This window comes from Alcanivorax sp. DSM 26293 (assembly GCF_900107995.1).
In the GTDB taxonomy this organism is placed as follows: domain Bacteria; phylum Pseudomonadota; class Gammaproteobacteria; order Pseudomonadales; family Alcanivoracaceae; genus Alcanivorax.
The window spans coordinates 686446-699723 of the sequence record NZ_FNUM01000001.1; the positions used below are offsets into that span (position 1 = coordinate 686446).

Below are 13278 nucleotides of genomic sequence, written 5' to 3' on the forward strand. Positions count from 1 at the left end.
TTTTGGGTGGGACGAAGCTAGCGATCAGAAGCGGTAGCTCAGCTGCGCGCCGATCACATCCGCATCCAGTTCGTAGGTGCCTTTCAGCGGTACGCCTTTGTCCGCCCGGTTGATATCCGCATCTTCCACAAAGATATGCGCATAACCCACGTCGATGGTCATGTTCTCCACCGGCGTGAAGCCCGCACCCAGGGTCAACCAGACCCGGTCAGAATCCGGAGAGATGGCTGAGCGGTTATCCGTACCCTGAGTGGACTCCTCCTGCGCCACACCGGCACGCAGTACCGTGGTGTCATTCATGGCGTGACGAACACCCAGGGAGTAACGGACAGTGTTTTCCCAATCGAAGGTTTCCACTGCGGGGTTCGGGAGCGGAGCGGGACCAGCATGATCAATTTCCAGCTTGTCCAGACTGCTCCACTCCATCCACTCAACACCCATCAGGATCTGGGTGCGATCAGACAGATCACCCGCATAGGAAAGCTGCAGGGAAGCTGGCAGATCTACGGATGTTTCACCTTCGTAGGTTCCTGCCAGGGGACCCGCAACCACCGGGTTAAAAGTGATATCACCTTCCACGTCATAATCAATCTTGGAGCGGTATGCGACACCGAAATGGTTGTTGTCATCCGGGCTATAGGTCAGCCCCAGGTTCCAGCCATAACTATCATCGTCACCTTCCAGTCGTGTTCCGGCATTACGAATATCGGCATCAAGACGCTGATAGCTGACACCTACACCCACATTCAGGTTATCTGTCACCTGAATACCCAGAGACGGATTCACGTTGTAAGTTTTCAGGTCTGACTCGGTTGCGTAAAAATCACCGCTACCAGTGCCCAAGGGGCTGATGGCATTACCCCAGTTGTCTTCATACTCGATTTTGGTACCAAAGGGAGCATTCACCCCCAAACCAAAGGTCATCATGTCGCTGATCGGCACAGCCATGAAAAGACTGCCCACGAATGGCTCCACATCATCAAAGTCTCCCGGTGCATTTCCAAAAGGCGTTGTGGAAGCATCGCCTTTGAAAGTGGTATCAATCCACACCTGATGAACTGCAGCAGAAAGCTCTGCCTGCTTCAGCCCCGCCAGAGTAGCCGGGTTGTACCATTGGTTAGAGGCGTTCTCGCTCAGTACACCGGCACCGGCGTAAGCGGTACCCAGAGCGGACACGGATTGGTAGGACACAGAAAAGCCACTTGCCGCCGCATGCCCGGCAACCAGGCTCAATGCGGAACCGACAAGTACGGCACCTGTTTTTTTCATGATTTCTCTCCCTCTTCCTCGCAAAGTAATGCTGTCGTTATAAGTAAAAGATCAGCAGCCCACTTATACACAATAGGCCATGATACAAGCAAGGAATCGCGTTCAGTCAGGCTTTCACGTCAGCAGGGAGAAGAAAAAAGGGCAGCGAACGCTGCCCTTTCTTTTTTTACAATCACACGACCGGTTTCAGTCCGCCAGAACGGCCTTGGCAATGATCGTTTTCATGATTTCATTGGTGCCGCCATAGATCCGCTGCACCCGTGAATCGGCAAACATGCGCGCTACCGGATACTCCCACATATAGCCGTATCCACCGTGCAATTGCACGCATTCGTCAATTACCTCGCACTGCAGATCGGTAATGTAATACTTGGCGGCCGCCGCGGTGGGGATGTCCAGTTCCTTTTTCAGATGCAGTTCCAGGCAGCGGTCCACATAGGCGCGGGCCACTTCCAGTTTGGTGTGCATCTCGGCAATTTTGAACTGGGTGTTCTGAAAAGCAGCCACCGGCTTACCAAAAGCTTTACGTTCTTTTACATAGTTGATGGTATGTTCCAGGGCCGCTTCCGCCATTGCCAGACCACCAATGGCGATGCCCAAGCGCTCCTGCGGCAGTTCCTGCATCAGGTAGATAAAGCCCATGCCCTCTTCACCCAGCAGGTTTTCGGCTGGCACCTTCACGTCCTGGAAGAACAATTCGGAGGTATCCTGGGCTTTCATGCCCACTTTCTTCAGGTTGGTGCCCTTCTCGAAACCTTCGGAATCGGTTTCCACCACAAACAGGCTGATACCCTTGGCGCCCTTGGACGGATCCGTCTTTGCCACGACGATCACGATATCCGCGTTCTGGCCATTGGTAATAAAGGTTTTGGAGCCGTTCAGGATGTAGTGGTCGCCCTCTTTGACCGCAGAGGTCTTCACGCCCTGCAGATCCGAACCGGCACCCGGCTCGGTCATGGCGATGGCACCGATCATTTCACCGGTGACCATTTTCGGCAGGTATTTCTGCTTGAGAACTTCAGAGCCATTGTGCTCGATGTAAGGCGCCACGATTTCCGTGTGCAGCCCCCAGCCAATGCCGGTCAGACCCAGCCGGGACACTTCCTCGCCAATCACCACACTATAGAGAAAATCGGCCCCGATACCGCCGTACTCCTCACTCACCATGGGGCACAGAAAACCCTGCTCACCCGCTTTGAGCCATACCTCTTTGGGAACAACACCGGTTTGCTCCCACTCTTCGTGATGAGGTACTGCCTCATTTTCGAGGAATTTGCGCACGGTTGCGCGGAAGGTCTCATGGTCGGAACTGAACAGCGTACGGGGAATCATGATGCTCTCCGGAGTCAGGTTATCAGGGGTAGCCCCGATACCGGGCTCGGCCGGGGCACAGAATGACGCATTCTGTGCACTGGTGCTGCCAGCGGGCAATGACCGAAATGTTCACCACCAGACCGTGATGACAATTCCGGCCAATGACGACTTGCTCTCAGGCCCGGTGCTCACGCCCCAGATACTCGGAGGACTGCATTTCCTGAAGACGGGAACGGGTGCGCTCGAATTCGAAGTCAAGGCGCCCACCGGCATAGAGATCTTCGATGGGCACTTCTGCGGTAACCACCAGCTTCACCGCCCGGTCGTAGAACTCGTCCACAAGGTTGATGAAACGCCGGGCCATGTCATCCTTGCCGGCCCCCATCTGCTCCACATTGGAGACCAGTACGGTATGAAACTCCCGCGCCACTTCGATGTAATCGGTCTGGCTACGCGGACCATCACAGAGGGCCTTGAATTCAAACCACACCACATCATCCGCGCACATGACCGAGGGAATCTTGCGCCCCTCGATCAGCACGTTGCCGTGATCACGATGCCGGGAATGATCCGGTTCCAGGGTACGGAAACGTTCGCGGAGAAATTCATCCGCCGCCTTGCCCAACGGACAATGGTACAGCTCGGCCTGTTCCAGTAGCCGCAGACGGTAGTCATTGCCGCCATCCACGTTGAGGACCTTGGTGTACTGCTTGAGCAGATCGATGGCCGGCAGGAAACGCGCCCGTTGCAGGCCGTCCTTATAAAGACCATCAGGCTCGATGTTGGAGGTGGCGACCAGGGTCACGCCATTGGCGAACAACTCCCCCATCAGCCCGGCCAGAATCATGGCATCGGTGATGTCAGTGACGAAGAATTCATCAAAGCACAGCACCCGGGACTGGCTGGCGAACTTGCGGGCAATGCTCACCAGCGGATTCTTCTCCCCCTGGCGCTCTCGCATTTCCCGGTGCACCTTCTGCATGAAGCGGTGAAAGTGCATGCGACGCTTTTCCTTGAACGGCAGCGCCTGAAAAAACACATCCATCAGGTAGGTCTTGCCGCGACCGACGCCTCCCCACATGTACAGGCCGGTAAGCGCGCGGGGCTTGCGAAAACGTGACAACAAGCCACCGCCAGCCGGCTCTGCCAGCAAGCGGTGATACAGCGCATCCAGTTCTTCCACCGCCCTTTGCTGGGCCGGGTCCTGGAAAAAGTCGTCACTCTGGAGATCGGCTTGGTACTGTTCAAGAGGCGTCATGGGACTCGGGGCCTGCTGCTCGGACGGGGCAATGTAGCGTCGCAAGGACTGGCTGACAACATCAGGCAGGCAAATGGCTGGCGGCAGCCTGTTTCAGCTCCACCAGTTTGCCATGGAAGAAATGCCCGCAATCCGGGAAACGGATCAGATCCGGCGCCAGCGGCGTGGCGTCAACCCAACGAAACACCTGCTCCGCCGGCACCACTTCATCATCCTCACCCTGGACCACGGTCACCGGGCAGCCGGTCTGTTCGATCTCATCAAAGGGGTAATGGTGGACGGGAGGCGCCACCAGCAGCAACTCCCGGGCCGGCATACCATTGGCCTTGAGAATTTCTGCTCCGCGGGCGGCCACAAAACTGCCGAAGGAGAACCCGGCCAACCACAGGGGCAGATCGGGCCAGGCATGGGTCAGCCAGCTGTGTATGGCCAGCAGGTCTTCGGTTTCCCCGATGCCATCGCTATAGGCTCCCTGGCTTTCACCAACGCCGCGGAAGTTGAACCGCACCACCACAGCCCCCTGGTCTCGGGCCAGACGGCTCAGGCTGGTCACCACCTTGTTGTCCATGGTGCCACCAAAGAGGGGATGCGGGTGGCAGATAATGGCGACGAACGACGGCGTTTCACTGCCCTGCTCCACCACGGCCTCCAGATTGCCCGCCGGACCGGAGAGACTTTGTCGCTGTTGTGCTGCCATATTTCACCCCTGTCGCATTTCTTGCCCTGCCGACCCGCTGCTGCCCCCGGACGCAAAACCCTACGCCGCATCAAGGACATCAAAAGTATCAACAGTCCCTTACACCTTGGAGCCTATCCAGGGTCTCTTCACAACCGCGCCGTAGTCCTTCCTTAACCTGTAAAGCGGGTCGCCAGCTCGTGATGGCGATTGTGTAGTGTAGTCATTCTACATGAACGAGCGCCGTCGCGGGCTGGCGGCACTCTCCACCTGAAAAGAATGGGCCCGGCCCTTCGGGTTGCCGCTAAAAATGGCCCCATGCTGTGTTATGAACCTTGAACTTGCCCCGTCAGGCCCTGCGGTATCGTGCCCTCTGTGCTCTGCGAGTATTGCCTGGAGCCATTTTTAGCGGCAACGCGGTTGTGAAGAGACCCTGGATAGGCTCTAACCCTTGGCGACCGCCCGGCACTGTGCTGCAATAGCGGGAATTCAGAAGGAGTATGCCATGGATATGCTGACAACTGGGGTGCTGTGCTTCGCCGCCGGCGTGGTAGTGGGCGCAGGATTACTGTTCTGGTTGTTACCGGCACGGCGTCAGGCCGGCCAGCTGATTCGTGACCGTGACGAAGCCCGTCAGGCCCTCAATCACTATCGTGATCAGGTGGATGACCATTTTCTGCATACCGCAGAACTGGTCAACGACATGACCCAGGCCTATCGCTCCGTCCACGAGCACCTTTCCAAAGGTGCCCAGGCCTTGTGTTCAGAAGTGGGTCGCAAACGGGCAGTGGCAAAATCCCTGGACTCTGCCCCGCAGAAAGGCAGTGACGAGCCGGTGGCTCCGCCGCTGGATTATGCCCCCAGCGCCAAGGGCGGCACCCTGGCCGAAGATTTCGGTCTGCGCCAGAAAACCACCGGGCCGTTCAAACCCGTGGACGTGGCGGACAACCCGGTCACCGACAATATCGTGGAGCCTCCCCGCGACTACGCGGAAGGCTGCGACGAGCAGGGCTGCCCACCGCAAGAAAAGAAATGAAACACCGCTGACGACACCACCCCCAAACCAGCGCCAGCGAATTCCTGGCGCTGCCTTGGCACCCCCGGCTCAGGCGCCCCTTTCCTCGTTGGAGCCTTGCTCGCAAGGCGAAAGTCCGAAATCCCGCGACGTGCCTGCGGGTAACCTTCGCTTTGCGAGCAAAGCTCCAACGGCAGGGGGGCATCAACCGTATATTCACGCCCTGCAACCCGGGCTGGTGAAGGGGGCTTATTGAAAGGTCTGCGCCACCCGCATGGGCACAGGCTCCTCTTCCACCACAATCTCCGCCGGCAGTTTCCCGGCCGGGTCACCATCGGCCTGGATCGGCTCATCGGCATTTTCGCAGCGAATCTCCACCCGCTGGGCACGCAGGCTGGCCACACCATCCACCCGCTCCATGCGCCCCAGCAACAGCGCGGCGAGACAGCGCAACAGGAAGCTGACGCCCGGCTTCTGGAACAGCAATACCTGCACCTGGGGCCGGAGAATATTGGCCTCACGGCTGAGCACAAAGCTGCCGCCATAGTGGCGGCCGTTAGTGACGATGGCAGAAAAACAATCCAGCGGCCGGCCATCGACCATGACCCGGTAATGGCGCTGACCGTAACGGCGAATCTGGGCAAGCATGGACTGGACATAGGCCAGCTTGCCGAACCGTTCCTTCACCGACAGGTTCACCCCATCCACCACCCAGGCGTCGTAGCCGATGCCGCACATCATGATAAAACGGCGCCCGTTGAGCCGGGCCGGGGTGACCGGCACATTTTTGCCATTGACCACGATCCTGGCCGCCTGCTCCGGCTGTTTGGGCAGCTGCAGCTCCTTTGCCAATACATTGGCGGTTCCGGTGGCAAACACCCCCAGGGACACTCCGGGAGCCAGACCATTGAGGACTTCGTTGGTGGTGCCATCACCGCCCACCGCCACCACGCAATCGCCCTGATTTTCCAGGGCCTGCAGATACGCGGCGGCATCACCCGGCCCTCGCGTGTGGTAGAGACGCACTCGCGCGTCCAGTTTCTCCAGCTCCGCCACAAAACGGCACAGCAGGGTCTCCCGGCCACCCCCGGCGGTCGGGTTGTATACAACAGTAATCTTCATGGGATCAGGGTGTTCCTCGTACTGCTCAGGCCGGGTTATCGATGTCGATAAAGATATGTTCCACACCGAACTGCTCATTGAGCCACTGGCCCAGGGCCTGTACCCCATAGCGTTCGGTGGCATGGTGACCAAAGGCAAAATAGTGCATGCCGGTTTCCCGGGCAAAGTGGGTGGTGGGCTCGGAAATCTCGCCGCTCAGGTAGGCATCCATCCCCCGGGTCTGGGCCTTGTCGATAAAGCCCTGGGCGCCACCGGTACACCAGCCGATGGTTTCAATCTCATCGCCCGGGTCGCCCACATGCAACGGGGTGCGTCCCAACACGGCTTCCGCGTGGGCAGCGAACTCCGCCGCCGACATGGGGCTGTCGAGCCGCCCCACATTGCCGATCGGCCGCGGCGCATCATCCAGTCCACCCTCCACAGTGAACCCCAGACGCCGGGCAAGCTGGGCGTTATTGCCCAGGGTCGGGTGGGCATCCAGGGGAAGGTGATAGGCAAACAGATTGATATCGTGGCGCAGCAAGGTCTGCAGGCGCTGCTTTTTCATGCCGCGAACCCGCTGATCCTCACCTTTCCAGAAATAACCATGGTGAACCAGAATGGCATCCGCTTCTTCCACGATCGCCGCATCGATCAGGGCCTGGCAGGCGGTGACCCCGCTGACCACACGGCGGATCTGTTCGCGGCCTTCCACCTGCAATCCATTGGGACAGTAGTCCTGAAAGTGATCCGCAGCCAGCTCCTGGTCGAGCAAGGTCAGCATGTAATCGCGCTTGAGCATGACACCTACCGGGCAATGATCTGATAATATTGCGCGCAGTTTACCTATCCAGACCCGGGCTTGTCTCGTTCGTCCCCGTCCCGGTGGCGGGCGAAAGGCAATGGCACGGGCCAAAGCAAGCGCATGGGGGCATTGTCGGTGATCAGAGCCTTTCGTTTTTTTGCCGGACCGATTCTGGCGGGGCTGGCCGTGGGCCTGGCCGTGCTGTGGTGGTATGAGTGGGGTCCGAACGCTCGCCCCGGGCGCTACGACAGCGGCACCGCCAGTTATGCCGGCGCCGTCAACCATGCGGCTCCGGCAGTGGTCAATATTTACACCACACAAATCCTCACCAGCGATGACGTGCCGGAAGACCCGCTGTTTAACCGCTTTATGGAAGAACCCCGCCGGGAACGGGCCCTGAACAGCCTGGGTTCCGGGGTTATCGTGGACGACGAGGGCTACATCCTTACCAGCTATCACGTGATCCGCGACGCAGACGAAATCCTGGTGGCCCTGCGTGACGGCCGCGATGCCCCGGCCCGGGTGGTGGGCACGGACCCGGAGACCGACCTGGCCCTGCTTCATGTGGCACTGGAAAACCTGCCGGAAGTGGAACTCAACGGTAACGGACCGGTGCAGGTGGGCGATGTGGTGCTGGCCATCGGCAATCCCCTTGGCGTAGGGCAGACCGTTTCCATGGGGATTGTCAGTGCCACCGGGCGCAGCCATCTGGGCATTGCCACTTTCGAGAATTTCATCCAGACCGACGCGGCCATCAACCGCGGCAACTCCGGCGGCGCCCTGATTGATACCCGTGGCCACCTGATCGGCATCAACACCGCCATCCTCTCCGCTGACGGCAGCTGGCAGGGCATCGGTTTTGCCACCCCGGCCTCCATCGCCCGGGAAGTGATGCGTGACCTGATCGACCATGGCCGGGTGATTCGTGGTTATCTGGGGGTTACCGTGCAGGATATTACCCCGTCCCTGGCCGAGACCTTCGGCATGGACGAAGTGCGCGGTGGTGTGATCACGGAAGTGGTCATCGACAGCCCCGCCCACAAGGGTGGCCTGCAGCCCGGCGACGTACTGGTGGGCATCGACGGCACCGCCATGGCCGACGGCTACGAAGCCATGAACCGCATTGCCGGCATGAAGCCAGAGCAGAAAGTCAGTCTGAACATCGTCCGTAACCGCCAACCGCTGACCGTAGATGTGGTGATTGGTACACGGCCGCCGGCAGAAACGGAATAAAGCAGTTAACAGTGAATAGTTAATAGTGAACAGTGCGCGTGAGCGCTTATCTGTCTCTGAAACGCAAGAGGCCGCGCCCAAGCGATGGGCGCGGCCTCTTGCGTTTCAAGTCAACCCAGCGGGCTGTCGCGCCGCTGTTAACTATTCACTGTTAACTGTTAACTGCCTTCAAAGCCCTTCCACCCCACTCAAACTTTCCCCTGCCGGATAACGAATCTCAAAGCCCTGCTTGAAGCGTTCTTCGCCCCCCGCGGGAAGAGTGAATTGCCAGCGTTGCAGGCCTTTCACATCATCCACATCCTGTGCATCCGCGGCCTTGCCCTTGGCGGTAACGGTAATATCGTCGTTGCCGGCCACGGGGAGGCGATCCAGCAGGTTTACCGTGATCGGCTTGTCGTAATGGGAAAGGAGGGTGATGTTCTTGATCGCCGACAGGGTACTTTCCTTGCTGATCAGACCGGTTTCCCCTTCCCGGGAAGGCTCCCGGGTCACGGTAATCTGAAGGCGCGGATCGTCGCCAAAGCTCATTTTCACCTTTTCACCCTGCTTGATACTTTGCTGGCGGTGGTAGCGGGTCAGACGCTGACCATCACGCAGCAGGGTGACACTGCCCGCCAGCCAGGGAAGCGGGCTGGTATTGTCCCACTCCCCCACCAGCAGCACTGCGGGCTGCTGCCACAGGTAACTTTCCCGGCTCAGGGTTACCGGTAATTCCGCCTGTTGGTAGGAAACCCGGGCACTGGCATCACCACTGGCCAGGGACAACGGCGCGGAAAGCGGTACCCGCATATCAAAGCCATGTGCCACAGGAGCCGCCACCGGCATGCCGCTGAAGCTCTCTGCCATATCAGCTTGATACGCCGCCGGCTCCGCCATCACCGCCCGCAATGATTGCTTTCGCATCTCCGGCTGAGGGGCTGCCAACCGTACAATCCAGGGCGTCGGATCGGGCAGGTGGCGATAACCGGCCGGCACCAGACCCAGGGTAGCGCGGACATTCTGCCAGTCCTCACCGGTCCGGTTATGGATCAGGGCAATGCCGGTCACCGCCACGTTTTCATTGCGGCTGTTCAGATCCACCCGCAGCTGATTCTGCCAGCCCGCCTGGCGGGTAAAGTACTTTAGCTCAACCTTCGCCGTTGACGGTTTGTTAGCGCTGACGGTGAGAACCAGTTCGCGGCTGCGGGTTTGTCCTTGCCCCAACTGCTGGCGTTCCTGGCGCAGGGCGTCCAGTTTCTGTTGCTGGTTGTGACGTACCACTGCCCGCTGGTTGATGGCCGCCTGCCGCTGTTCCACCGCCTTGCCGATGGACGCCCAGGCGCTGGACCACTTTTCTACCGGCACCTGCGCAAACACCGCTTGCCCCTGGGGAGCCTGCCCCATTAGCGACTGCAGATGGTGAATCTGTTGCTGATCCAATGCATCCGCTGCCTTGGCGGCGGCCATGATCTGCTCCAGTTCGAGGATGGCCGCATCCAACTCGGCCCGCCGGGCTGATACATCGGCTTTGTTGATGGCAAATCCCTGGCGGACACCCTGCAAGCGAGCGCCCTTCACCGTCACCTGCAAGCTGTCCAGATCCAGCTCCGGCAGACCACTGACTACCAGTTGGTGCTCACCAGCGGAGAGGGACTGACTGAGAGTGCGAGTGAGATCGGCCTGGGAGGGGAATAACACCGCCTCGCTCACCGGCGCGGTGAGGTTGAAATCAGCGGCCAAAAGGGACGTGGGCAACAGCGCACAGGCAAGCAGCAACGATCGTTTCATTATTCGGGTCCTTTCCGTTGGACGATACCTGTTAGTACCGCAGGTATTGGGAAAGGTTCAAGCGGGGAGTCTTGCGGCGTTGGTTGGCGCGATCTTCCTGTGCAGAAAAAGATTATTTACCACAGAGAACACAGAGATCACTGAGAAAAAGCCAAATCTCCGGTGGCCCGCGTAGGGTGCACTGAGCCTAAGGCGAACTGCACCGGATGGGTTGGGCAATGGTGCAGTTCGCCTTAGGCTCAGTGCACCCTACGTTACGATCACTGTCCGTAGGAGCGTCGCTGGCGGCGCGATTCCAGAGTCTGAGCAAAACCCGTTTCACCACAGAAAACACAGAAGCCCTTGCTTTTCTCGGTGTGCTCTGTGCCCTCTGCGGTAAAAATCAGATTTGCTGCGGCGGAGATCAGAGCAGGGTGTCCAGCGCGTCGATCAACTCCTGGTTCTGCTCTGCAGTGCCCACGGTAATGCGCAGGTAGTCGGCGATGCGTTCAGGCTTGCCGAAGTGGCGCACGATGATGCCCTGCTCCCGCAGGCCCTGAGCGAGAGACGCACCACTGTGTTGCGGGTGGCGAGTAAAGAGGAAATTGGCCGCCGACGGCAGACTGTCGAAGCCGCGCCGGGAGAGCTGCTCGTTGAGCCAGTCACGCTGGCGGATTACCTGTTCACAGCCCTGCTCGAACCATGCCTGATCCTGGAATGCGGCCACACCGGCGGCAATAGCCAGGCGATCCAGCGGATAGGAATTGAAGCTGTCCTTGATGCGGTTCAGACCATCAATCAGCGCCTCATCGCCCACGGCCAGACCGATACGCAAACCGGCCAGGGAACGGGACTTGGACAGGGTCTGGGTGACCAACAGATTCGGGTAGCGGTTGACCAGGCTGATGGCCGTATCGCCACCGAAGTCGATGTAGGCTTCGTCAATCACCACCAGGGTTTCTGTATTGGCCTGCAGCAGACGCTCGATATCGCTCAGCGGCATTAACTTGCCGGTGGGGGCATTGGGGTTGGGGAAAATAATGCCGCCATTGGGTTTCAGGTAGTCTTCCACATTGATGGACAGCGTCTCGTCCAGCGCTACCGGCTCATAGTCGATCTGGTAGAGGCCGCAATAGACCTTGTAGAAGCTGTAGGTGATGTCCGGAAACAGCAAGGGTTTGTTCTGGCGGAAAAAACCCATGAACAGATGCGCCAGCACCTCGTCGGAACCGTTGCCGACGAACACCTGGGAACGCTGGATAGCATGGCCCTGAGCAGAATAGTAATCGGCAATGGCCTGCTTGAGCTCACCACTGTCCGGATCCGGGTACAGACGCAGGCGCTCGTCCGCTTGCCCACGAATCGCCTCAATCACCTTTGGCGACGGACCCAGGGGGTGCTCATTGGTATTCAACTTCACCAACCTGTCCATCTTCGGCTGCTCGCCGGGAACATAGGGTTCCAGTTGGTGAACGAAGTCGCTCCAGTATTTGCTCATAGTTTTGTCGTCCGAGGTCAGACGTCTGACGCTTTCTTGATTCGGTATTCGGCGCTGCGCGCGTGGGCGGTGAGGCTTTCGCCGCGGGCCAGGGGTGAGGCGATTTTCGCCAGCTCGCTGGCGCCCTCCGGGGAGCAACCGATCAGTGAGCTGCGCTTCTGGAAATCATACACACCCAGGGGGGAAGAAAATCGTGCCGTGGCACTGGTGGGCAACACGTGATTGGGGCCCGCGCAGTAATCACCCAGGGCTTCCGGCGTGTGACGGCCCAGGAAGATGGCACCGGCATGACGAATCTGTTTTGCCCATTGCTCGGCGTCATCAATGGAAAGCTCCAGATGCTCGGAGGCAATGGTATTGGCCAGGGCAATGGCCTGCTCCAGATCCTGCACCTGAATCATGGCGCCGCGATGTTTCATGGACGTACGGATAATGGTTTCCCGCTCCAGAGTCACCGCCAGTTTTTCCATGGACTCGGCCACCTGTTGCAGGAAGTCGCCGTCCGGGCTGACCAGGATGGCCTGGGCTTCCTCGTCATGTTCTGCCTGGGAAAACAGGTCCATGGCGATCCAGTCAGGGTCGGTCTTGCCATCACAGACCACCAGAATTTCCGACGGCCCGGCGATCATGTCGATGCCGACCTTGCCGAATACCTGGCGCTTGGCTTCCGCCACATAGATGTTGCCGGGGCCGACGATCTTGTCCACCGCAGGCACCGTCTCGGTGCCGTAGGCCAGTGCCGCTACCGCCTGGGCGCCCCCCAGGGTGAATAGCTTGTCCACCCCGGCAATGGCCGCCGCCGCCAGCACCATGTCGTTGATTTCGCCATCCGGGGCCGGCGACACCATGATGATTTCACCCACACCTGCCACCTTGGCCGGCAAGGCGTTCATCAGCACCGAGCTGGGATAGGCGGCCTTGCCACCGGGCACGTAGATACCGGCCCGATCCAGCGGTGTCACCTGTTGGCCCAGTAATGTGCCATCCGCTTCCCGGTACTGCCAGGAATCCTGCTTCTGCTTTTCGTGGTAGCGACGCACCCGTTCGGCGGCCGCTTCCAGCGCCTGGCGCTGTTCGGCAGGAATACGCTCCAGGGCTGCCTGCAATTGATCATGCCCCACCACCAGCGCATCCATGGCGGCCACGTCGCGACGGTCAAAACGGTTGGTGTATTCCACCAGCGCCGCATCGCCGCGTTTGGCCACATCACGAAGAATACCGCGCACCCGATCCGCTACTTCCTCGTCCCGCTCTTCGGACCAGGCGGTGAGCGCAGCCAGCTTGGCATCGAAATCCGCGTCTTGGGCGTTAAGCCAGGTGGTTTCCATGGTTGGCACCGTAGTCAAAGTCACAATCTGTTTTT

Annotated in this window: 11 protein-coding genes; 2 read left to right on the top strand and 9 right to left on the bottom strand. The window is 59.3% G+C overall.

The features are described 5' to 3' along the window. Window positions 1–24: 24 nt before the first annotated feature. The 4 genes from C4S63_RS03070 to C4S63_RS03085 all read right to left on the bottom strand — a co-directional run bounded on the left by C4S63_RS03070 (window position 25) and on the right by C4S63_RS03085 (window position 4538). Complete coding sequence (locus C4S63_RS03070; RefSeq protein ID WP_103916661.1) at window positions 25–1269, bottom strand: OmpP1/FadL family transporter; 1245 nt, start codon at window positions 1267–1269, stop codon at window positions 25–27. Between the two features lie 186 nt (window positions 1270–1455). Beyond that, window positions 1456–2601, bottom strand: coding sequence for an acyl-CoA dehydrogenase family protein (locus C4S63_RS03075; RefSeq protein WP_063509277.1), 1146 nt, complete (start codon window positions 2599–2601; stop codon window positions 1456–1458). A 157-nt stretch (window positions 2602–2758) separates the two neighbouring features. Continuing rightward, the gene (gene zapE, locus C4S63_RS03080) at window positions 2759–3841 is read right to left on the bottom strand and encodes a cell division protein ZapE (protein WP_103916662.1); all 1083 of its coding nucleotides are present in this window, start codon (window positions 3839–3841) and stop codon (window positions 2759–2761) included. A 61-nt stretch (window positions 3842–3902) separates the two neighbouring features. Next, the gene (locus tag C4S63_RS03085; protein WP_103916663.1) at window positions 3903–4538 is read right to left on the bottom strand and encodes an alpha/beta hydrolase; all 636 of its coding nucleotides are present in this window, start codon (window positions 4536–4538) and stop codon (window positions 3903–3905) included. Window positions 4539–5022: 484 nt separating this feature from the next. Between C4S63_RS03085 and C4S63_RS03090 the strand changes: the two genes are divergently transcribed. Further along, a complete protein-coding gene (locus tag C4S63_RS03090; RefSeq protein WP_062816698.1) occupies window positions 5023–5553 on the top strand; it encodes a YhcB family protein in 531 nt (176 codons plus the stop codon). A gap of 228 nt (window positions 5554–5781) precedes the next feature. Here C4S63_RS03090 and C4S63_RS03095 read toward each other — a convergent pair whose 3' ends face one another. Next, complete coding sequence (locus tag C4S63_RS03095; protein ID WP_103916664.1) at window positions 5782–6654, bottom strand: diacylglycerol kinase family protein; 873 nt, start codon at window positions 6652–6654, stop codon at window positions 5782–5784. A 25-nt stretch (window positions 6655–6679) separates the two neighbouring features. After that, entirely contained in the window at window positions 6680–7435 is a 756-nt protein-coding gene (locus C4S63_RS03100) for a Nif3-like dinuclear metal center hexameric protein (protein ID WP_103916665.1), read from the bottom strand. A gap of 123 nt (window positions 7436–7558) precedes the next feature. Here C4S63_RS03100 and C4S63_RS03105 point away from each other — a divergent pair, with 123 nt between their 5' ends. Continuing rightward, window positions 7559–8671 carry a trypsin-like peptidase domain-containing protein gene (locus tag C4S63_RS03105; RefSeq protein ID WP_062816695.1) on the top strand — a complete coding sequence of 371 codons (1113 nt, stop codon included), beginning with the start codon at window positions 7559–7561 and terminating at the stop codon, window positions 8669–8671. Window positions 8672–8839: 168 nt separating this feature from the next. Here C4S63_RS03105 and C4S63_RS03110 read toward each other — a convergent pair whose 3' ends face one another. The 3 genes from C4S63_RS03110 to hisD form a co-directional block, all read right to left on the bottom strand. Then, on the bottom strand, window positions 8840–10438 hold the full coding sequence (locus C4S63_RS03110; RefSeq protein ID WP_103916666.1) for a DUF4139 domain-containing protein: 1599 nt from the start codon (window positions 10436–10438) through the stop codon (window positions 8840–8842). A 403-nt stretch (window positions 10439–10841) separates the two neighbouring features. Next, a complete protein-coding gene (gene hisC, locus C4S63_RS03115; protein WP_103916667.1) occupies window positions 10842–11915 on the bottom strand; it encodes a histidinol-phosphate transaminase in 1074 nt (357 codons plus the stop codon). A gap of 17 nt (window positions 11916–11932) precedes the next feature. Continuing rightward, window positions 11933–13243: a histidinol dehydrogenase gene (gene hisD / locus C4S63_RS03120; RefSeq protein WP_103916668.1), complete on the bottom strand. Its 1311-nt coding sequence runs from the start codon at window positions 13241–13243 to the stop codon at window positions 11933–11935. Between the last annotated feature and the right edge of the window lie 35 nt (window positions 13244–13278).